At 74.5% G+C, this 21606-nt stretch carries 15 protein-coding genes; 11 read left to right on the top strand and 4 right to left on the bottom strand.

Annotated features, from left to right (window positions below; all coding sequences use genetic code 11):
• Window positions 1-6 precede the first annotated feature (6 nt).
• Window positions 7-765 (bottom strand): L,D-transpeptidase family protein, encoded by a 759-nt coding sequence (locus ES689_RS12310; protein WP_223269586.1) that lies wholly within the window; start codon window positions 763-765, stop codon window positions 7-9.
• Between the two features lie 152 nt (window positions 766-917).
• Window positions 918-2375: a GAF domain-containing protein gene (locus ES689_RS12305; RefSeq protein WP_146905019.1), complete on the bottom strand. Its 1458-nt coding sequence runs from the start codon at window positions 2373-2375 to the stop codon at window positions 918-920.
• 287 nt (window positions 2376-2662) lie between these two features.
• Here ES689_RS12305 and ES689_RS12300 point away from each other — a divergent pair, with 287 nt between their 5' ends.
• From ES689_RS12300 to deoC, 7 genes are all read left to right on the top strand, one after another.
• Window positions 2663-5221 carry an excinuclease ABC subunit UvrA gene (locus ES689_RS12300; RefSeq protein WP_146905016.1) on the top strand — a complete coding sequence of 853 codons (2559 nt, stop codon included), beginning with the start codon at window positions 2663-2665 and terminating at the stop codon, window positions 5219-5221.
• A gap of 77 nt (window positions 5222-5298) precedes the next feature.
• On the top strand, window positions 5299-5949 hold the full coding sequence (locus ES689_RS12295; protein ID WP_146905013.1) for a helix-turn-helix domain-containing protein: 651 nt from the start codon (window positions 5299-5301) through the stop codon (window positions 5947-5949).
• A 140-nt stretch (window positions 5950-6089) separates the two neighbouring features.
• A complete protein-coding gene (locus ES689_RS12290) occupies window positions 6090-8723 on the top strand; it encodes an MMPL family transporter (protein ID WP_146905010.1) in 2634 nt (877 codons plus the stop codon).
• A gap of 298 nt (window positions 8724-9021) precedes the next feature.
• On the top strand, window positions 9022-10245 hold the full coding sequence (locus tag ES689_RS12285) for a DUF2254 domain-containing protein (RefSeq protein WP_191330415.1): 1224 nt from the start codon (window positions 9022-9024) through the stop codon (window positions 10243-10245).
• A gap of 294 nt (window positions 10246-10539) precedes the next feature.
• Window positions 10540-11937 (top strand): alpha/beta hydrolase, encoded by a 1398-nt coding sequence (locus tag ES689_RS12280; RefSeq protein WP_146905004.1) that lies wholly within the window; start codon window positions 10540-10542, stop codon window positions 11935-11937.
• Complete coding sequence (locus ES689_RS12275; protein WP_223269585.1) at window positions 11934-13583, top strand: GMC family oxidoreductase; 1650 nt, start codon at window positions 11934-11936, stop codon at window positions 13581-13583. The genes ES689_RS12280 and ES689_RS12275 overlap by 4 nt, the downstream gene beginning before the upstream one ends.
• Complete coding sequence (gene deoC / locus ES689_RS12270) at window positions 13580-14293, top strand: deoxyribose-phosphate aldolase (RefSeq protein WP_146905001.1); 714 nt, start codon at window positions 13580-13582, stop codon at window positions 14291-14293. The genes ES689_RS12275 and deoC overlap by 4 nt, the downstream gene beginning before the upstream one ends.
• A 104-nt stretch (window positions 14294-14397) precedes the next feature.
• Here deoC and ES689_RS12265 read toward each other — a convergent pair whose 3' ends face one another.
• On the bottom strand, window positions 14398-15222 hold the full coding sequence (locus ES689_RS12265) for a class I SAM-dependent methyltransferase (protein WP_370512371.1): 825 nt from the start codon (window positions 15220-15222) through the stop codon (window positions 14398-14400).
• A gap of 278 nt (window positions 15223-15500) precedes the next feature.
• Window positions 15501-16199 carry a zinc ABC transporter ATP-binding protein AztA gene (gene aztA, locus ES689_RS12260; protein WP_146904998.1) on the bottom strand — a complete coding sequence of 233 codons (699 nt, stop codon included), beginning with the start codon at window positions 16197-16199 and terminating at the stop codon, window positions 15501-15503.
• A gap of 44 nt (window positions 16200-16243) precedes the next feature.
• Here aztA and aztB point away from each other — a divergent pair, with 44 nt between their 5' ends.
• The 4 genes from aztB (at window position 16244) to aztD (ending at window position 21132) form a co-directional block, all read left to right on the top strand.
• Window positions 16244-17257 (top strand): zinc ABC transporter permease AztB, encoded by a 1014-nt coding sequence (gene aztB, locus ES689_RS12255; RefSeq protein WP_146904995.1) that lies wholly within the window; start codon window positions 16244-16246, stop codon window positions 17255-17257.
• Window positions 17254-18684: an ABC transporter gene (locus ES689_RS12250; RefSeq protein WP_146904992.1), complete on the top strand. Its 1431-nt coding sequence runs from the start codon at window positions 17254-17256 to the stop codon at window positions 18682-18684. The genes aztB and ES689_RS12250 overlap by 4 nt, the downstream gene beginning before the upstream one ends.
• 200 nt (window positions 18685-18884) lie before the next feature.
• Entirely contained in the window at window positions 18885-19799 is a 915-nt protein-coding gene (gene aztC, locus ES689_RS12245; protein ID WP_223269599.1) for a zinc ABC transporter substrate-binding protein AztC, read from the top strand.
• Window positions 19800-19857: 58 nt separating this feature from the next.
• A complete protein-coding gene (gene aztD, locus ES689_RS12240; RefSeq protein WP_146904987.1) occupies window positions 19858-21132 on the top strand; it encodes a zinc metallochaperone AztD in 1275 nt (424 codons plus the stop codon).
• The last annotated feature ends 474 nt before the right edge of the window (window positions 21133-21606 follow it).

The following is a 21606-nucleotide window of genomic DNA, read 5'->3' as shown; positions in this document are numbered from 1 at the left end:
GCCCCGCTACGTGATCGTGATCGGCGTGCCGAGCGGCAGCATCGCGGCGAGCTCGCTGATGTCCGTGTTCGAGAGGCGGATGCAGCCGTGGCTGGCCGCCTGGCCGATGCTCGCCTCGTCGTCCGTGCCGTGCAGGCCGATCTGGCCGGGGCCTCCGCCGAACGAGTTGAGGGCGTCCGAGAACGCGGAGAGCCCGTAGGCGAAGGGCCCGTAGCCCTGGTTCGTCGGCGCGAGCAGCTCGGTCAGGTAGAACGAGCCGGTCGGCGTCGGGGTGCCGCCCGTGCCGGTCGCGACCGGGAACGACTTCTTCTCGACGCCGGCCTCGTAGAGCACGAGCGTGTTGTCCGTCGTCGAGGCGACGAGCGCGTAGGAGGTGGTCGTCAAGGACACCGCGGAGGCCGCCACCCAGCCGCTGCTCCCGTTCGGACGCTGCGCGACGGCGACGTGCACCCAGTCGCCTTCCTGGCCGATCACGAGGAGCACGAGCGGCGCGCCGGACGCCTGGGGGTTGTCGAGGGTCGTCGTGACGGCTCCGTCGGGGGCGTCGTGCACGTCGACCGAGCGGCCGGTGACGCTGGCGACGGTCGACGTCGACGGCACCGCCGGGGCCGCGCTCAGGGTCGGGGTCGGCGCCGGGGCGGTGGTGGTGGCCGACGGAGTCGGGCTCGGGGTCGGTCGGTCGGGCGCGTCGTCCGCCGCGGAGCAGCCCGCGAGGAGGGCGGCGGCGAGCACGACTGCGGCGAGGGGAGCGGGGCGACGGAGCACGGCGTCAGTCTACGGGGACGTGACGAAGTCTCGGGATGTGGAGGCGCCTCCTTCGTCTCGAGCGCTGAGCTGCACGAGAGCGACAAGACGACGCGGAACATCGCGTCGTCTTGTCGCTGCCACGTCGGCCAGCCGCGCGCCGGGCTGCGCCGTCAGGCTGCGCGGCGGAACAGTTCCCGCTCGATGTCGAGCGCGAACTCGCGGAGCCGCTCGACCTGCAGCCCGGAGACGTCCCGGGGTCGGGGATCGAAGACGCAGAGGGCGCCGATCCTCGTGCCGTCGGCCGTGTGGACGGGCCAGCCGGCGTAGAAGCGGATGTCGTTCCGGGGCAGGTCCAGCCCCTCCTCCCAGGCGTCGGCGACGACGAACGGCTCCTCCGAGCGGATCGTCGTGACGCAGAAGGACTCGCCGAGGGGCATCGCCTGGGCGGACCCGAGCGTGCTGACGACGGCCCACTGGTGGTCGTCGAGCACGAGGTCGAACGCGGCCCCGTCGGTCGAGAAGGCCTCCCGGGCGCGGTCGGCGATGTCGTGCAGGGCTGCCGTCGGCTCGGCCTGGTCGAGGCCCGCCGCGGTGATCGCGTCGAGTCGGGCGCGCTCGGGCTGGGGGCGGCTGCGCGCCCGCTGCGGCGAGTCGGTGCGGGCGCGCTGGGCGTGCAGCAGCGGCGCGACGTGCTCGCTGAGGGCCTCGGCCCACAGCTCGTAGAGACGGCCGGTCGGGTCGTCCACGGCGGGGGGCGCCTCCTCGGATCGGGTGGTGCCCTGCGGGAGGGGCGGCAGGGCTGGGAGGGCAGGTGGCGGCAGGGCAGGCAGGGCCGGCAGGGCAGGCAGGGCCGGAAGCGGCGGCAGCGAGAGGTGCGTCACGCGAGCGTGGGCGGAGCAGGCCTCGGCGGCGACGTCGCGCAGCACCTCCGCGTGGCGCTCGGCGGCGCCCGACGAGTGCAGCCCGAAGGTCGAGAGCGCGTCGGTCAGGGGCGTCGAGACGACGACCACTCGGGCGCACGGCCGGAGCCGTGCCACCAGCGACACGACCAGGGCGTCGAGCTCGCGGCCCCAGGAGCGCGGCGAGCGGAGCGTCAGGGCGTCGGCCGCCCCGAGGGTCACGACGACGACGTCCCAGTTCTCGAGGAACACCTCGTCGAGGGCGGCCCGGATCGCCGGGAGGCGGTGGGTCGGCTCCGCGAGCGCCGCCACGTGGGAGCCGCGGCCCGTGCGGCGGGCGAGCCTCCTGGAGACCCGGCCCGGCAGCGCCAGCTCGTGCGAGCTGACGCCCCAGCCCACGGCGGGGCCTGCCCCGACGACGAGCACACGGTCGGGGTCGACCCCTGCCCCGGCGCCGAACGGCACGTCGTGCGGACGGGGCGTCGAGGTCGCCCGCGCACGGAGCCGGGCGTACCGCGCGGCGGCGGCAGGCGAGCGCAGGAGGCGGCCCGCGGCCGTCGCGAACCGGTCCGGCCGACCGCCGCTCGCGCCTCCTGCGCTCGCGTCGCCTGCGCTCGTGTCGCCGCCGTCTGCGCCAGCGTGCGCGACTGTGCCTGCCGCTGCGCCTGCGCCTGCGCCTCCGTCGGCGCCGGCGCCGGTGTCGTTGTCCGTGTTCGCCGTCGTCGGCATGGTCCGTCTCCCTGATCAGGTCGTGCCCGCGAGTCGGTGAGCAGCAGGGCTGCCTCGCGTGCGGCACCCCCCGGTGCCGTGCCTCCACGGTAGCGACGGGGGTGCGGGCGGACAAGGCCGTCCGCCCCTCTCGCAGCCAGCCGACGGACGCCGCCTCCCGGTGGCCCCTGACAGCGTCCCCGTCGAGGGCGGGTCGTTCGGGTCGACGGCGGGTGCGCGCGGACCCGCCCTCGACCCGGAAGACCCGCCCTCGGCATCGTGCGGCGGCACCGCCTACCATCGCCCGGATGCCCTCCTCACGTTCGCGCACCTCCTCGACATCCGCCGACGCCCCCGCCGACGGCTTCGTCCGTGTGCGCGGCGCCCGCGAGAACAACCTGCGCGACGTCGACGTCGACGTGCCCCGCGACCGCATCGTCGCCTTCACGGGCGTCTCCGGCTCGGGCAAGTCGTCGCTCGCGTTCGGCACGATCTTCGCGGAGGCGCAGCGCCGGTTCCTCGAGTCGGTCGCGCCCTACGCCCGCCGGCTCATCGCCCAGGGCAGCACCCCGCACGTCGCGTCGATCACGGGCCTGCCGCCGGCGGTCGCGCTGCAGCAGCGGCGCGGGGCGCCGAGCTCCCGCTCGACCGTCGGCACCCTCACGACGCTCTCGAACTCCACCCGCATGCTCTGGTCGCGGGCGGGCAGCTACCCCGCCGGCGCCGAGCGGCTCGAGTCCGACTCGTTCTCGCCGAACACGGTCGCGGGCGCCTGCCCGCGCTGCCACGGGCTCGGCACCGCGCACGAGGTGACCGAGGCGTCCGCCGTGCACGACGACTCGCTGAGCATCCGCGACGGGGCCATCGCCGCCTGGCCGGGCGCCTGGCAGGGCAAGAACCTGCGCGACGTCACCGCGGTGCTCGGCCACGACATCGACCGGCCCTGGCGGGAGCTGCCGAAGGCCGACCGCGACTGGCTGCTCTTCACCGAGGAACAGCCCGTCGTCGAGGTCGTCCCGCAGCGCGACCGCGTGGCGAAGCCGTACAAGGGCCGGTTCTGGAGCGCCCGCGCCTTCGTGCTGCACACCCTCGCCGACTCGCAGAGCGAGACGCAGCGCGCCAAGGTGCTGCAGTTCGTCGAGTCGGGCCCGTGCTCGTTCTGCGGCGGCACCGGCCTGACGCGGGCGGCGCTCGCCGTGACCTTCGCCGGCCGCACGATCGCCGAGCTGAACGGGCTGCCCCTCTCCGAGGTCGCCGAGATGCTGCGACCGACCGCCTCGTTGGCGCACGCGACCGCGGCGACCTCGCGCGCCTCCTCGGGCGAGGGGACGGAGGTGGCCGTCACCATCGCACGCGACCTGCTGTCCCGGGTCGAGGTGCTCACCGGCCTCGGGCTCGGCTACCTCAGCCTCGACCGGGCCACGCCGACGCTCTCGCCGGGCGAGATGCAGCGGCTGCGCATCGCGACGCAGCTGCGCAGCGGCCTCTTCGGAGTCGTCTACGTGCTCGACGAGCCGAGTGCGGGCCTGCACCCGGCCGACGCGGAGTCGCTCGTCGAGGTGCTCGAGGAGCTGCGCGCGGGCGGGAACAGCGTGTTCGTCGTCGAGCACGACATGGAGATCGTCCGCCGTGCCGACTGGGTCGTCGACGTCGGTCCCGGCGCCGGCACCGGGGGCGGAGAGGTGCTCTACAGCGGCCCCGTCGAGGGCCTCGCCGACGTCGAGGCGTCGGTCACGCGGCGGTTCCTCTCGCCGCGTCGAGACGCAGGCGTCGTGCGTCAGGACGCCGGACCCGTGCGCAAGAACGCCGGACCCGTGCGTCGGGACGCCGGAACAGTGCGTCGGGGCGAGGGCGACACCGCCGAGGAGGCGCACGAGACCCCCGCGGACGCACGCATCGAGCGTGCCCCCCGCGCCCCGACCGCGTGGCTCGAGCTGCGCGACGTCGCCCGGCACAACCTGCGTGCACTGGACGTCGACGTGCCGCTCGGGGTGCTCACCGCCGTCACGGGCGTGTCCGGCTCGGGCAAGTCGAGCCTCGTCGGCGGCGTCCTCGCCGAGCGGGCGACCGAGCACCCGCTGGTCGACCGGGTCGTGCAGGTCGACCAGGCCCCGATCGGGCGCACTCCGCGGTCGAACCTCGCGACGTACACCGGCCTGTTCGACGCGGTCCGCGCCTCCTTCGCGGCGACCGACGAGGCGAGGGCCCGGGGCTGGGGCGCGGGCCGGTTCTCGTTCAACGTCGTCGGCGGCCGCTGCGAGGTCTGCCAGGGCGAGGGCTCGGTGACCGTCGAGCTGCTGTTCCTGCCGGGCAGCTGGGCGCCGTGTCCCGAGTGCCACGGCGCGCGGTACACCGCCGAGACCCTCGAGGTGACCTGGCACGGCGCGACGATCGCCGACGTGCTCGGGATGACCGTCGACGAGGCGGAGGGGTTCCTCGGCGACGTGCCGGCCGCCTCCCGCGCTCTCTCGACGCTGCGGCAGGTCGGCCTCGGCTACCTGCGGCTGGGGCAGCCGGCGCCCGAGCTGTCGGGCGGCGAGGCGCAGCGGATCAAGCTCGCGACCGAGCTGCAGCGGATGCGAGGGGGCAAGACCCTGTACCTGCTGGACGAGCCGACGACCGGCCTGCACCCGGCCGACGTCGAGCTGCTCGTCGCACAGCTGCAGCGGCTCGTCGACGCGGGAAGCACGGTCGTCGTGGTCGAGCACGCGATGGACGTCGTCGCGGCCGCCGACCACGTGATCGACCTCGGTCCCGGCGGGGGAGACGCAGGGGGACAGGTCGTCGCCACGGGCACGCCGCGCGAGGTCGCCGCGTCGCGCGCGAGCCGCACGGCCCCGTACCTGGCCCGGGCCCTCGGCCGCTGAGCACCCGGCCGAATCTCCCAGCGTTTCCCCACCTGGACGCCGTGCACCGAGTGCGTCGCTGCACTTAGTGTAGGCAGGTGCCCGCGACCGCCCCCGCCCTCGACCGACGTGCCGCCCTCAAGGCGCGGCACCGTCAGGCGATCCTCGACGCGGCCGACGCGCTGATCGCCGAGCGCGGCGCCCCGCGCTTCAGCGTCGACGAGCTGGCCGACCGCGCCGACGTGTCGCGCCGCACGATCTTCAACCACTTCGCGAGCCTCGACGAGGTCGTGATGACGCTCGGCACCGTCGCGATCACGGGCGCCGTCGACGAGTTCCAGTCGGCCACCGCGGCCGTCGCGACGCCTGCCGTCGCCGGCACCCGCGCCTCCTTGTTCGACGAGGTGGCCCTCGCCCTGCGCGGCATCGACCTGCCCGCCGTGATCGCCTACCTCTGGCGCGTCCTCGACGGCGACGCCGAGGGCAACGGGGCGCCGAACGTCATGCAGGACGTCTTCTCGCGCGCGACCGAGCAGCTCTCGGCCGACGCGGCCCGTCGCAGCATCGACGTCGACGAGCTCGACGTCGAGCTGCTCGTCAGCTCCGTCATGCACGGCATCGCGGTCATCGCGGTGCACTGGGTCCGGCGGACGGACGGCTCGCTCGACGACGCCTCCCGCGAGGTCTGGGCCGAGCTGTTCGACCGGCTGATCGCGACCGTGCGCAGCGGCTACGCGCCTCCTGCCTGACCTGCCTGGCCGACCAGTCCCGCCCGACCGACCTGCCCGACCCGCCCGACCCCCACCTCCTTCCCGACGACGCGACGCGAGGCTCCACCACCCCACGGACCGACCACCGGCCCACCGCACCACCAGGAGGACGACCGCCCATGGCATCCCTGCTCTACCGACTCGGCCGGCTCTCGGCCCGACGCGCCTGGGTGGTGATCGCCGCCTGGATCGTCGTGCTCGGCCTCGCCGGCGGCTCGTTCGCCCTGTTCGGCGGCACGCTCACCACCGCCGTGAGCATCCCCGGCACGAAGACGCAGGAGGTGTCCGACCAGCTCGCGGACGAGTTCCCGCAGGCGAGCGGAGGCACGGGCTCGGTCGTCTTCACGACCAGCGACGACAGTGCCTTCACCGACGACCAGCAGGCCGACATCGTCTCGCTGCTCGGCGGCATGACCGACCTCGACGACGTCAAGGGCACGGTCGACCCGTTCGCGACGCAGGCGCAGCTGGCCGACTCGCAGGCGCAGATCGACGCCGGTCGTCAGCAGATCGCCGACGGCCGCACCCAGATCGAGTCCGGCCAGGCGCAGATCGACGCCGCTCAGGCGCAGCTGACCGCAGGTCAGGAGCAGCTCGACGCCGCCCGTGCACAGGCGGAGGCCGCCGGCCAGCTCGCCGCCGCTCAGGCGCAGCTCGACGCGCAGCAGGCGCAGCTCACGGCGGGCCAGCAGCAGATCGACACGCAGCAGGCCACCCTCGACTCGAGCCTCTCCGAGCTCGAGACGCAGGAGTCGACCCTCGAGGACGGCGCCTCGCTGCTCGACCTCTCGTCCGGCATCCGCCAGGTCTCGGAGGACGGCACCACGGCCGTCGCGACCGTCCAGTTCGACAAGGCGCTGAACCTCGTGCCCTCCGAGGCGAAGGAGGCGGTCGTCTCGCACCTGGAGGACGCCGACATCGCCGGCGTCGACGTCGAGGTCTCGAACGACATCGCGTCCACCATCCCCGAGATCTTCGGTCCGGGCGAGATCGCCGGCGTGCTCATCGCGGCCGTCGTCCTCTTCGTCATGCTCGGCACGCTGATCGGCGCCGGACTGCCCTTGGTCAACGCCCTGATCGGCGTCGGCGTCGGCGTGCTCGCGTCGCTGTCGCTCTCGGGAGCCGTCGAGATGCTCTCGGTCACGCCCGTGCTGGGGGTGATGCTGGGCCTCGCGGTCGGCATCGACTACTCGCTGTTCATCCTCAACAGGCACCGCACGCAGCTCAAGGCCGGCGTGCCGCTCGAGGAGTCGATCGGGCTGGCCAACGGCACGTCCGGCAACGCCGTCGTGTTCGCCGGCTCGACCGTGCTCATCGCCCTGCTCGCGCTCAACCTGACGGGCATCCCGTTCCTCGGCCTGATGGGCACCGTGGGCGCGGTCTGCGTGTTCGTCGCGATCCTCATCGCGATCACGCTGACGCCGGCGCTGCTGCGCCTCGTCGGCCCGCGCATCCTCACGAAGAAGGCGCGCGCCGCGGTCGGCCGCACCGGTGCCGTCAAGGTGCCCTCGAAGCCCATGGGCACCGGTCGTGCCGTGCTGACGCTGATCGGCGGGGTCGTGGTGCTGCTGATCGTCGCGATCCCGGCGCTGTCGATGCGCCTCGGGCTGCCGGCCGGGTCGTCCGAGCCCGTCGAGTCGAGCGCCTACCAGGCCTACAAGATCGTCGAGGACAAGTTCGGCGCCGGCGTCAACGGGCCCCTGCTCGTCGTCGCCGACCTCGACCAGGCCGTCTCGGACGACGACCTCGTCGCCGAGCAGGTCCGCGTCGGCACCGAGCTGGCCGCCCAGGACGACGTCGCCGCGATCGCCCCGATCGGCGCCTCGGACGACGACGCCCTGCTCGCCTTCCAGGTCGTGCCCGAGGGCGGCCCGACGGCCGAGTCGACCGAGCAGCTCGTCCGGGACCTGCGCTCGCTCGACGTCGAGGGCGTCTCGTCGCTCGGCGTCGCCGGCAACGCGTCGGGCAACATCGACGTCAGCGAGAAGCTGGCCGCGGCCCTGCCGCTGTACCTGCTCGTCGTCGTCGGGCTGTCGCTGATCATCCTGATCTTCGTGTTCCGGTCGATCCTCGTGCCGGTGACGGCGACCCTCGGCTTCGTGCTCTCGCTGTTCGCCGCGTTCGGCGGCGTCACCGCGGTGTTCCAGTGGGGCTGGCTGGGGCCGGTCTTCGGGGTGCACGACCCCGGGCCGATCCTGAGCTTCCTGCCGATCCTGATGGTCGGCGTGCTGTTCGGGCTCGCGATGGACTACCAGCTGTTCCTGGTCAGCGGCATGCGCGAGTCGTACGCCCACGGGTCGCCGGCGCGCCTCGCCGTCCAGCGCGGCGTGCACGCCGGGCGCACCGTGGTCATCGCCGCGGCGCTGATCATGGCGGCGGTCTTCTCGGGCTTCGTGTTCTCGAACTCCGTGATGATCCAGTCGATCGGGCTGGGGCTCGCCCTCGGCGTGCTCGTCGACGCGTTCGTCGTCCGCCTGCTGCTGATCCCCGCGGTGATGCACCTGCTCGGCGACGCCGCCTGGTGGATCCCGAAGTGGCTCGACCGCATCCTGCCGGACGTCGACGTGGAGGGCGCGTCGCTCGAGCGGTCGCACCCTGCTGCGGGTGCGGGTGCGGGTGCGGGTGCGGGTGCCGGTGCCGGTACGGTCGCCGGTGTGGGGCCGTCGGACGCCGTGTCGCACGTCGCGGCCGAGGCGCCCGTCGACGCGGAGACGTCGACCCGGCACCACGGGGACGGCGCCCACCGGGCCTGACCTCCCCCCGGGCTGCGGCCCGGCCAGCGTCGAGGAGGCGCGGTGCGGCACCCTGCCGCGCCGCGCCTCCTCGTCTGCGTGCGCTGCGCCTCCTCGTGCTCCGCGTTCCACGCCTCCTCGTGCTCCGCGTTCCGTCGAGGGCGGGTCCCCTTCGTCGAGGGCGGGTCGATGCGGACCCGCCCTCGACGAGTGCGACCCGCCCTCGGGCTCGTACCGGGCCGTCCGGGACGCGACCGGGCACAGTGTGGGACATGCCCCTCTGCCGTGCCCGCGCCTCCTCCGCCCTCGTGACCCGCTCGTGAGGGCCCTGCTGCTGCGCGCGCGCGAGTCGTTCTGGTTCTTCCCGGCCCTGTTCGGCGTCGTCGCGATCGTCGCGGCCGAGCTGCTCGTCGCCGTCGACCGCGGCCTGATCGGAGGCGGCACGGTCGGGCTGCCGTTCCTCGACGCGCTGAGCGCCAGCGGGGGGCGGTCGCTGCTGTCGATCATCGGCTCGTCGATGCTGACGGTGGCCGGCACCTCGTTCTCCATCACGATCTCCGTGCTCGCCACGACGTCGTCGACCTACGGGCCGAGGCTCGTGCGCAACTTCATGGCCGACCGCGCCAACCAGCTCGTGCTCGCGGCCTTCACCTCGACGTTCCTCTACGCGATCGTCGTGATGCGGTCGGTGCACACCGAGGTCGACGGCGCCGAGGCGTTCGTGCCCCTGCTCGCCGTGCACGGAGCCGTCCTGCTCGGCGTGGTCGACGTCGGGGTTCTCGTCTTCTTCATCCACCACATCGCGACGTCGGTGCAGATCACGTCGCTGCAGCAGCAGGTGCTCGGCGACCTCCGGACGGCGGCCGACCTCGCCTACCCGGCCTCGCCCGGCGACCGCGTCACGACCGAGCCGCAGGAGGCGCCCCGCACGACGGCCGCGGTGCGCACGGACCGGGACGGCTACGTCCAGGCCGTCGACTGGCCGCGGCTCGCCCGCGTGGCGGCCGACGCCGACACGGTCGCGGTCGTGCGCGCCGTGCCCGGCAGCTGGGTCATCGTCGGCGACGAGCTCGTCGGCACGACGACGACCGCGTCGTCCGCCACGGTGACGGCGATCCGCGCCTGCGTGACGCTCGGGCCGTCGCGGACCCCCTACCAGGACGTCGCCTACGCGCTGCAGCAGCTCGTGGAGATCGCCGTGCGCGGCCTGGCCTCCGGCACCAACGACCCCTACACGGCGGTGAGCGCGCTCGACATGTCGACGGCGGTCCTCGTGCCCGTGTGGCGGGGACGCGACCGGGTGACCGGCCACCGTGACGCCGCAGGCACGCTCCGCGTCGTCGTCGGGCTGCCGTCGGTCGAGTCGCTCGTCGACTCGGTCGTGGCGGGCGTCGAGACGTACGGCGCCGACCAGCCGGCCGTGGTCGCGGCGGCGCGCCGGCTCGTCGGGCGCCTGCGGGACGTGTCGCCGGAGCGGCGGCTCGGCACGGTCGACGAGCTCGAGCGCCGGCTCGCTGCCCTGCCGGCCGCTGCCGCCGGCTGAGCGCCCGGCGCGACCCGCGCCTCCGCCGGCCCGTCGACCTGCGCCTCCTCGGCCACGTTGCCCCTCGAGGGCGGGTCATCCGGGTCGAGGGCGGGTAGCCGCGGACCCGCCCTCGACCCGGAAGACCCGCCCTCGACATGCCGACATGCAGCTCGTGGCGACGGGCGTACCCCGGCAGGAGGCGGTTGGCTGGGAGGCCGGTCAGCCGCCCGTTCGTAATGTCGGCGGTGCCTCGTAGTGTCCGTCGTGGCCCCGCAGTCCGGGGCGCCGCACCGAGGCCCGCGAGGAGCCATCATGAGCACTGCCGTCGACGCGTCCCGTCCGACGATCTTCTTCCTGCACGCCCTGGGCATGAGCGGGCGCGAGTTCGACGGCGTCGCCGCCCGGCTCGCCGACACCGGCGACGTGGTCGCGCTCGACCTGCCCGGCTTCGGCGACGCGAGCGCCGCCTCCGGCGTCTCGGTCGACGACATGGCCGCCCTGGTCGTCCGCAAGGTCCGCCGTCACGCGCCGGGGCGCTGGCTGCTGGTCGGTCACAGCATGGGCGGCAAGGTCGCGTCCGTCGTGGCCTCGCGCGCCCTCGCCGGCGAGCACGGCCTCTTCGGCCTCAGCGGCGTCGTGCTGCTCGCGGCCTCGCCGCCGAGCCCCGAGCCGATGAGCGACGACGACCGCGCCGAGAAGCGCGCGATGGCCGACGGGGGCGCGCTCGACGCGGCGTCGGCGCGTGCGTTCGTCGACGCGAACGTAGGTGCGCCGCTCGACCCGACGTCCGACGCGACCGCCGTCGACGACGTGCAGCGCGCCTCCGCCGAGGCCTGGACGGCCTGGTTCGACCGCGGCAGCCGCGAAGACTGGTCCGAGACGGTCGGCGTCCTCGACGTGCCCGCCGTCATCCTGGCGGGCGGCAGCGACGGCGACCTCGGCGAGGCGGCGCAGCGAGAGCTCAACGGCAGCGTCTATCCGCGGGCCCAGGTGCACGTGCTCGAGGGTGCGGGTCACCTGCTGCCCCTCGAGCGCCCCGACGAGGTCGCTGCCGCCATCCGCGACTTCTGGCGCGACGAGGCCGGCACGGGCCCGGTCGTGCCCGTCGACGTGGTCCGCACCCTCGCCTCCTCGCGGGTCAGCACGCAGACCCGTGCGCTGCACGCCCGTCGCGTGCTGGCCGACGACCCCCGCTACGCCCCCGTCGTGCTCGACGAGGTGCAGCTGCGCACCCTGCGCGAGCTGAGCGACCGCGTCGTCCCGCAGCGCGCGCCCGAGCCGCGACAGACGATCGACCTCGCCGCCCGCGTCGACGCGCAGGTCGGCTCGGGCCGTGGCGACGGGTGGCGCAACGCCGCCCTGCCGCCCGACCCCGAGGCCTATCGCCGCGGGCTCGACGAGCTCGCGGGCTTCGGCGGGCTGCCCCGGGCCGAGCAGGACGCCCTCGTCACGGCGATCATCGCCGGTGAGCACGAGCCGCGCGTCGACGACTTCACGGCCGAGCAGATGACCCTGTGGTTCGAGGACTGCCGGGTCGACCTCGTCCGCACCTGGCTCTCGCACCCGGCGACGATGTCGCGCATCGGCTACGACGGCTACGCGAACGGGGGCGACGGGCCTCGGTTCCAGGGCTTCCAGCTGCTCGCCGCCGATGCCCGAGAAGCGTGGGAACCGACCATGGAGGCAGCACCGACGGAGGCAGCACGATGAAGCTCGACGACATGACCACCTACGGCCGCGACGAGGTCGTCGACGCCGTCGTCGTCGGCACCGGTGCAGGAGGCGCGCCCCTGCTGGCGAAGCTGGCTGCGGCCGGCCTGCGCATCGTCGCGATCGAGGCGGGGCCGAACTTCGACCCCGAGCTGTACACGAACGACGAGGACGCGGGCACGGCCATCAACTGGATGGACGAGCGCCTCAGCGACGGTGCGGACCCGAACGCGTTCGGCCCGAACAACTCGGGCCGGGGCGTGGGCGGCTCGACTCTCCACTGGGGCGCCTTCGTGCCTCGGCCCGACGAGCGCGACCTCCACCTGAAGTCCGTCACCGGCCAGGGCGTCGACTGGCCCGTGGACTCCGCGGAGGTCACCGGCTACATCGAGCAGGTCGAGGCCTTTGTCGGCGTCTCCGGGCCGAGCGACTACCCGTGGGACCCCACACGGCACTACGCCTACCCGCCCGCGGGGCGCAACGCGGCGGCCGACATGATGGTGCGCGGCTGCGACGCCGTCGGGATCCGCACGGCGGACGCGCCCGAGGCTCTCATCACGCACGACCACCACCAGGAACACGCGGGCCTCCGCCACGCCTGCGTCAGCTGTGGCAGCTGCCACCAGGGCTGCCGCAACGGCGCCAAGGTCAGCATGGATGTCACGTACCTGCCGAGCGCCGTCGCGCACGGCGCCGAGATCCGCGCCGACTCGACGGTGATCGGAATCGACACCGACGAGAGCGGCGAGGTCACGGCGGTCGTCTACGTGCACGACGGGGTCGAGTACCGCCAGCGCACCGCCGCGCTCTTCCTCTGCGCCGGCGGCGTCGAGACCCCACGGCTGCTGCTGCACACGGGCCTCGCGAACAGCAGCGACCAGGTCGGCCGCAACTTCATGGCGCACGGCGCCACCCAGGTCTGGGGCACCTTCGAGGGCGAGATGCGCGGGCACCGCGGCTACCCGTCGTCGATCATCACCGAAGACCTGCGCGCGCCCGCCGACGCGGACTTCGTGGGCGGCTACCTGATCCAGAGCCTCGGCGTCCCGCCGCTCACCCTCGCCACGACCCTGGTGCGCGGCGGAGGGCTCTGGGGCGACGAGCTGGCCGACGTCATCGGCGGCTACCGCCACCTGTCGGGCATCGGCATCAACGCCGAGTGCCTGCCGAGCGACGACAACCGCCTCGTCCTCTCCGACGAGCTCGACGAGGTCGGCGTGCCCAAGGCGCGCATCTCGTTCACGGCGGGCCCGAACGAGCAGGCCATCGACGAGCACGCCATCCGCACGATGACGTCGATCGTCGAGGCCGCGGGCGGCACCGACATCCGGGTCCTGGCCCGGACGGCGCACACCCTCGGCACCTGCCGGATGGGCGACGACGCTGCCGACGCCGTGGTCGACCCGGACGGCCGCAGCTTCGACGTGTCCAACCTGTGGGTCTGCGACAACTCGACGTTCCCCAGCGCCGTCGTGGCGAACCCCGCCCTGCTGCAGATGGCGATGTCGCTGCGCACGGCCGACCGGTTCCTGGCGCAGCACCCGACGGCCTCGGTCGTCGAGGTGCGCGACGACGGGGCAGACGGAGCGGCCGACGGCGACGCGGCGCAGGACGACGCGGCCGACCGCCGTACCCTGGTCTCATGACTGAGACGACCCCCGGCGCGACGACCCTCACCAGCGCCGACGCAGCCCGCCTGATCGACCACACCTTGCTCAAGCCCGAGGCGACCCGCGCCGACGTCGACGCCCTGATCGCCGAGGCCGTCGAGCTCGGCACGTACTCGGTCTGCGTCTCGCCGTCGATGCTGCCCCTCGTGCTGCCCGAGGGCGCCGACCTCAAGGTCGCCGTCGTCGCCGGGTTCCCCAGCGGCAAGCACACCTCCGCGGTCAAGGCCGCCGAGGCGGCCGAGGCCGTCCGTGCCGGGGCCGACGAGGTCGACATGGTCATCGACGTCGGCGCCGCGGTCGCCGGCGACTACGCCTCCCTCGAGGAGGACATCGCCGCAGTCCGCCAGGCCGTGCCGGCCCCGACCGTGCTGAAGGTCATCATCGAGTCGGCCGCGCTGAGCGACGACGCGATCGTCGGTGCCTGCAAGGCCGCCGAGTCGGCCGGTGCCGACTTCGTCAAGACCTCGACCGGGTTCCACCCGGCCGGCGGTGCGTCCGAACACGCGGTCCGACTGATGGCCGAGACCGTCGGCGGGCGCCTCGGCGTCAAGGCCTCGGGCGGTGTGCGCACCCTCGCCGACGCGCAGGCGTACGTCGCCGCCGGCGCCACGCGCCTGGGCGTCTCGGGGTCGCGGGCGCTCCTCGCCGACTCGGCCGCCGCCTCCTCGGGGGCCGGTTCGTACTAGTCGCTGATCGTCTCTCGGACGCCCCGCTGCCGACCCGGCACCGGGGCGTCCGTCGTCCGGGCCGGCAGCCGTGCGGTGTCCAGGGGCCGCGCTGCTCGGCAGCGTCAGTCGCGGGGGCGGCGCTCGGCGACGACGGCCGCGTGCGGGCGGGAGCCAGGGTCGGTGCGCGTCGTCGTCTCGAGCACGGTGAGGTCAGCTGCCTCGAGCCTCGCGGCGAGCTCGGCGACCGGCCAGCGCCAGGCCGTCACGACGGCGTGGTCGAACGGCTCCGGCGTCGGCGCCTCGAAGAACCCCACGAGGAGGCGCCCGCCCGGACGCAGGACGCGCGTGATCTCGCGCAACGGCTCCTCGATCGCGTCCGGACCGTGATGGATCAGCGAGTACCACGCGAGCACCCCGCCCACGCTGCCGTCGTCCGCGGACAGGTGCTCGGCCGTGCCGACCTCGTAGCGGACGCCCGGGTGCGTGCGTCGGGCGTGCTCCACGAACGCCGGCACGGGGTCGACGCCCGTCACGTCGAGGCCGCCGCTCCCCGCGTGCTCTGGCGCGGCATGACCGCCCTGCGCGAGTCCGTGCCCGGCGAGGTACGCCGTCCAGTGGCCTGGTCCGCAGCCGAGGTCGAGCACGGGTCCGTCGAGGCCCCTGGCCCAGCGGGTGACGAGGTCGATGTCGTCGGGGTGCACCGCGCTCATCGAACCGAGCACTGCCGCGTACTCGCCGGCGCGCTCGGCGTAGGCCGCACGGACGACGTCCGCGCCCGCAACCGCGCCCGCGCCTGCGTCCGGGCCCGTGTCGGCATCGGTGCCCGCGTCGGGCTCACGCGGGGGTCCACTCGGCGGCAGCTGCACGCCGACCATCATCGCGCGCCGTCCGCACCCCACGAACCCGCGCGGACCCTCCGGCGCGTGCGGGGGTGTGGGCGGGTTCATGGGGTGCGGACGCTGCGCGTGCCGCGGCCATCACGCGAGCTACACCCCCGGACCCGCACTACGCCCGTGGAACGAGGGGTGTAGCGCTGGTCCGCGGGTGTAGCTCGCGCCCAGCGGAGGCGCTCGTTGCCCGCGCCCGCGGAACCCGCGCACACCCTCCGGCGCGCGCGAGGGTCCGCGCGGGTTCGCGGGGTGCGGGCGCACAGCCGCGTGCGGCGGCCGCCAGGCGTGTCGCCGAGGTGCGCCTGCAGCCGCGCCGCGCAGCCGCGCATCCGCGCTCAGGCCACGCGGCGACCGTCCACGAGGTGCACGACGTCGATGCCCGGCCCGCGCAGCGCATGGTCGTGCGTCGCCTCGACGACGGTCGCTCCCCGGGCGAGCTCGGCGCTGATCGCCGCGCGGATCAGGGTCGTGGCGGCGGCGTCGACCCCGGCCGTCGGCTCGTCGAGCAAGAGCAGGTCGGCCTGGCGTGCCAGCCCCTGTGCCACGAGCACGCGCTGCCGCTGCCCGCCCGACAGCGCCGCCAGCGGGCGCCGCGCGAGGTCGGCGACGTCGAGCGCCTCGAGGCAGTCGTCGACGACGGCGCGGTCACGACGCCCGAGCGGCCGCCACGCTCCGAGCGACCCCCACCTCCCCATCGCGACGGTCTCCCGCACGGTGATCGGCAGCCGGTCGGTGACCGCACTCCGCTGGACGACGAACGCGGTCGTGCCCGACGCGGGCAGGGCGACCTGCCCCTCCACGTCGCGGTGGGTGCCGGCCAGCACCCCCAGCAGCGTCGACTTGCCCGAGCCGTTGGGGCCGACGAGCGCCGTCAGCCGACCGCCGAGCACGTCCACGTCGACGTCCTGCAGGGCGGTGCGACCGTCGTGGTGGGCGCTGACCCCGAGGAGGCGCGCGACCGTCCTCGAGACCCGCTCCGGCAGGTCCGGAGCGAGGTCGGAGGCAGGCGCGGAGGGTGACGGTGCGATGTCCATGCCTTGATCATACTGATAATCGTTTTCATGTATGGTCGTGCCTCGTGACCTTTCTCCTCGACCCGTTCAGCACGGCGTTCATGCTCAGGGCCCTCGTCGGCGGCGTGCTCGTCGCCGTGCTCTGCGGCGTCGTCGGCACCTGGGTCGTCGTCCGCGGCATGGCTTTCCTCGGCGAGGCGATGGCGCACGGAGTCCTGCCCGGCGTCGCCCTGGCCGCGCTCCTCGGGCTGCCCGCCGTGCTCGGCGCCGCGGTCAGCGCCGCCGTGATGACGGCCGGCGTCGGTCTCGTCACGCGACGCTCGCGGGTCTCTCCCGACACCGCCATCGGCCTGCTCTACGTCGCGATGCTCAGCGTGGGCGTCGTGATCGTCTCCCGCTCGCGCTCCTTCGCGACCGACCTCACGGCCGTGCTGTTCGGTGACGTGCTGGCCGTCGACCAGGGCGACCTCGTGTTCATCGCCGTCGCGGTCGTCGTCGGGGTGGTCGTCACGGCCGCGTTCCACCGCCCGTTCGTGGCCCTGGCCTTCGACCCGCGGGTCGCGAGCACGTCCGGCCTCCGTCCGGGGCTCGCCCACGTCGTGCTGGTCGGGCTCGTCACGCTCGTCGTCGTCGCCTCGTACCAGGCGGTCGGCAGCCTCCTCGTCGTCGGCCTCTTGATCGCCCCGGCCGTGGCCGCCGCCCAGTGGACCCGGCGCATCCCCACCACCATGGCCGCCGCCGCTCTCGTCGGTGCCCTCGCCGTGCTCGTCGGGCTGCTCGTCTCGTGGCACGCCTCGACCGCGGCGGGCGCGAGCATCGCCGCGTGCGCGGTGGCCCTGGCCGGGCTGTCAGCCGCAGCGCGAGCCGTGGTCGGAGACCGCGCCTCCTCGGGATCGACGCCCGACGCGACCGCCGGAGCGACGCCCGCATCCACGTCCGCACCGGCACCCGCACCCGCACCCGCATCCGCATCCGCGACGACGGCAGCCACCCTCGTGCTCGCCGCCAACCCCGCACCTGACCGCCCGCCCCTCGACCTCGCGCCACCGGCGCGACAGGAAGCGACCCCGCACTCGTGACCAGAAGAACAGCCCTCCTCCCCGCCGCCCTCGTCGCGCTGCTCGCCCTCGCGGCCTGCAGCCCCGGCGCCGACTCCGCCGACGACGCCGGCACGACCGGTGCCGACGAGACCGCCGTCCCGCACGGGTACGTCGAGGGAGCCCGCGAGCTCCAGGAGCCGCAGCTCCGCCTCGTCGCCCTCGACGGCGACGTGCTGAGCGCCCTCGACCCTGCCTCGGGCGAGATCGTCGAGCTGGCGTCCGGGGGCTCGCTCGGCGACGCCTCCTCGCTCACGACCGACGGCCGGCACCTCTTCGCGGCGACCCCGGACGGGCGGCTCACCGTCGTCGACGGCGGCGCCTGGACCGTTCCCCACGGCGACCACTCGCACTACTACCTCGCCGAGCCACGGATCGTCGCCGAGCCCGACGACCTGGAAGACCTCGGCGTCGAGACCGGCAGTGGCAGCCCCGGATCAGCCGCCTCTTCGTCCGCCGAGGGCGGTGCGCAGGAGGTGCGGGCCGCCTCCAGTGCGTCCCTCACCGCCGCCTTCTGGCCGGCCACCGGCACGGGGCTCGTATTCGACGGCGACGCACTGGGCGACGGCAAGCTCGACTCGGTCGGCCGGATCGAGGGGACGCCGCACGACGGAGTGCTCGTGCCGCTCGGCGACGAGCTGATCGCGAGCGTCGTCAGCGACGCGGCCGACGCCTCCGACGCGGCCGCCTCCGACGCCTCCGACGCGGCCGACGCGTCCGCCACGTCCGTGTCCGGGTCTGCCGACGCCTCCGCGCCGGCCGCGCCCGTGCTCGCCGACACGGTCGTCGTCACGACGGCCGAGGGCGAGCCCGTCGACGGCCTCGAGGAGCCCTGCCCTGCCCTCCGCGGCTCGGCAACGACCCGCGTCGGCGTGGTCGTCGGCTGTGCCGACGGCGCCGTGCTCGCCACCGCCGACAGCGCCGGCGACGTGACGCTCGAGCGCATCCCGTACCCGGCCGGGACGGCCGCGTCGGACGTCGCCACCTCGTTCCAGGCGCGTCCCGGACGCCCGGCGGTCGCCTCCGTCGCCGGCACCCGCGGTGCGTGGCTGCTCGACACGCGGGCCCGCACCTGGACGCTGATCGAGACCCCCGAGCCCCTGCTGCGGGCCACAGCCGTCGGCGACTCCGACGACACGGTCGTGGCGGTCGACGTCTCCGGACGCGTGATGGTCCTCTCGCCCGAGGGCGTCCTCGCGCAGACCGAGCCTCTCGTCGCCGCCGACCTCGTCGCGGGAGCCGGCGGCCCCGAGCTGCCCGCCGGCGTCGTGCTCGAGGTCGACGCGTCGCGCAGCTACCTCAACTCGCCGTCGGCGGGAGTCGTCCACGAGATCGACCACGCCGACTCGGCGCGGGTCGCCCGCACGCTGTCGCTGCCCGGCCGCCTGGTCGTGGAGACGGGCCGATGAGCCCCGCGCGCCTCCTCCCCTCCCGCTCCGGCGTTGCTCCCACTGCCGACGCTGCGCCCGCCCCCGCCCCCCTCCGGCACCCCGGAGTGGACGGAACACCCCGTCGTTCCGGGGTGCATGGTCCACTCGGGGGTGTCCGACCCGCGCGACCCGCGCGGCCCGCGCGTGCAGTCGCGACAGCAGCCGCCGCCCTGGCCGTGCTGCTCGTCACCAGCGGCTGCTCGGCCCTCGCCGACGGCGGCCCGGGTGGCCCCGGCGGCACAGGCGGCGCAGCCGCCGGCACCCCGCGCGTCGTCGTCACGACGAACATCCTCGGCGACGTCGTCGACGAGCTGATCGGCGACCAGGCCGACGTCGTCACCCTGATGCCCCCGGGGGCCGACCCGCACAGCGTCGAGATCTCGGCCCGGGAGGCCGCCGACCTGCGCGACGCCGACCTGGTCGTCTCGAACGGCCTCGGCCTCGAGGAGGGCCTGCAGCAGCACGTCGACTCCGCCGAGGCCGCGGGCGTGCCCGTCGTCGAGGCCGGCGACCTGATCGAGCCCCTGGCCTACGCCGAGGGCGACGCCGAGGGCGAGCTCGACCCGCACTTCTGGACCGACCCGCAGCGGATGCTCGACGTCGTCGACGGGCTCGAGCGCGAGCTGGCGACGCAGGTCGACGGCCTCGACGCCGGCGCGCTCGAGTCGGCCGCCGCCTCCTACCGGGGCCAGCTCGAGCAGCTCGACGCCGACCTCGAGGCGAGCTTCGGCGCGATCCCGGCCGAGCGCCGTGCGCTCGTCACCAACCACCACGTCTTCGGCTACCTCGCCGAGCGGTACGGGTTCCGCGTCGTCGGGGCGGTGCTGCCGAGCGGCACGACGCTGGCGGCGCCGAGCGCGTCCGACCTGGCGGGGCTCACCGACGCGATCGAGGAGGCGGGGGTCGGCACGATCTTCGCCGACGCCTCCCAGCCCGACCGCCTCGTGCAGGTCCTCGCCGACGAGGCCGACGTCGACGTCGACGTCGTCGCCCTGCACACCGAGTCGCTCAGCGCCCCCGGCGGGGGAGCCGAGACCTACCTCGAGATGATGCGCTCGAACGAGCAGCTCATCGCGACCGGCCTGTCGCCCTGACCGGCCCGCACCACCCCCCTCACCGAACACGGAAACGGATCACATGACCCAGCGACACATGACCCAGCGACACCGCACCAGGGCCCTCGCCGGCCTTGCCCTCGCCGCCTCGGCCGCGCTCGCCCTCACCGCGTGCAGCGGAACGGCAGGCTCGGGCGCAGGAGGCGCGGGCGGCGACGCCGCGACCGGCGCGGTCTCCGAGGCGGGCGCGACCACCGCCTCCTCGGCGCAGCCCCGCATCGCGGCCACCTACGACGGCGGGGTGCTCGTGCTCGACGCGACCACGCTCGAGACCGTCGCCGACATCGAGCTGGCCGGCTTCACCCGGGTCAACCCGGCGGGCGACGGGCGGCACGTGCTCGTCTCGACCGAGGCGGGGTTCCAGGTGCTCGACACCGGGGCCTGGACCGCCGACGGGAAGTCCTACACGGCAGAGCCCGAGCTCACCGACCTCGTCTTCGAGGCGCCGACGCCCGGCCACGTCGTGCGCCACGGCGACAAGACGATCCTGTTCTCGGACGGGACCGGCGACACCACCGTCTTCGAGACGGCCGACCTGCTCGACGTCTCGTCGACCGGCGAGCTGCCCGCGACCGAGACGATCTCGTCGCCCGAGGCCCACCACGGCGTCTCGATCGAGCTCGAGGACGGCACGCTGCTCACTACGATCGGCGACTCCGAGTCGCGGGTCGGCGTGCGGGCGCTCGACGCCGACGGCGAGGAGACCGCCCGCAGCGAGGAGTGCCCCTCCGTGCACGGCGAGGGCACCACGGCCGACGAGGTCGCCGTGTTCGGCTGCAGCGACGGCGTGCTCCTCTACGACGACGGCGCCTTCACGAAGATCGCCGCCGCTGACGAGTACGGCCGCACCGGCAACGCCTACGTCACCGACTCGTCGCCCGTCATGCTCGGCGACTACAACAGCGACCCCGACTCCGAGGGCTACGAGCTGACGCAGCTGACCATGGTCGACACGGCCGCGGCCTCGTCGCAGGTGCTCGACCTGCCGTCCGGCGTGGCGTACACCTGGAAGGGCGTCGGCCGCACCGCCGACGACGACGCGCTCGTGCTCGGCACCGACGGGGCGCTGCACGTGCTCGACGTCGGCACCGGCACAGGCTCGTTCGGGGCCTCGTACCCGGTGATCGGGGCGTGGGAGGGGCCGGCCGAGTGGCAGGACTCGCACCCGAGCCTCTCGGTCGTCGGCGACACCGCGTACGTGACCGACCCTGCGTCGGGCTCGATCCACGCGGTGGACGTCGCCACCGGCGAGGTCACGGCCACGGGCGACCTCGGCGTCGCGGCGAACGAGATCGCGGTCGTCACCGGCTAGCGCGTCGCTCTCTCCTCATTCAGGAATCTCTGTCCTGAGTCGCGCAGCACAGGTGCGCAGCGTCCTGATTAGTGCACAGTTCAGGAGGCGCCAGCCCGCACCTCCTGAATGGTGCCGACCCGGGGTGGCCGGCCCCGGCCCCGTCCCGTCCCCGGACCCGTCGAGCGGCGCCGAGACGACAGAAAAGGTCCTTCCCCGAGCGGGGAAGGACCTTTCCTGGCGTCTCACGACGGAGCGATGGGAGAACCCCGTCCCACGCCGAGGCGCGGGACGGGGCCCCACCGGGAACACCGGCCCACGTGCAGGGTCGGGGCCGGTGTCGTCGTCACTCGGGTGAGGGCGGACCCTACTCGGTGGCGACGGTGATCTTCGCGACGCCGACGAGCATCTCGTCCTGGACGGCGTCGGTGTTGAAGGTCTGGTTCAGCAGGGCGGCGGCGTCGGGGCTGATGTGGACGGTGGTGCCCTCGAGGA

The sequence above is a fragment of the Frigoribacterium sp. ACAM 257 genome (genome assembly GCF_007954365.1).
In the GTDB taxonomy this organism is placed as follows: Bacteria; Actinomycetota; Actinomycetes; order Actinomycetales; family Microbacteriaceae; genus Frigoribacterium.
The sequence above is the reverse complement of the archived record's forward strand: the minus strand, read 5'-3'. Positions and strand labels throughout refer to the sequence as shown.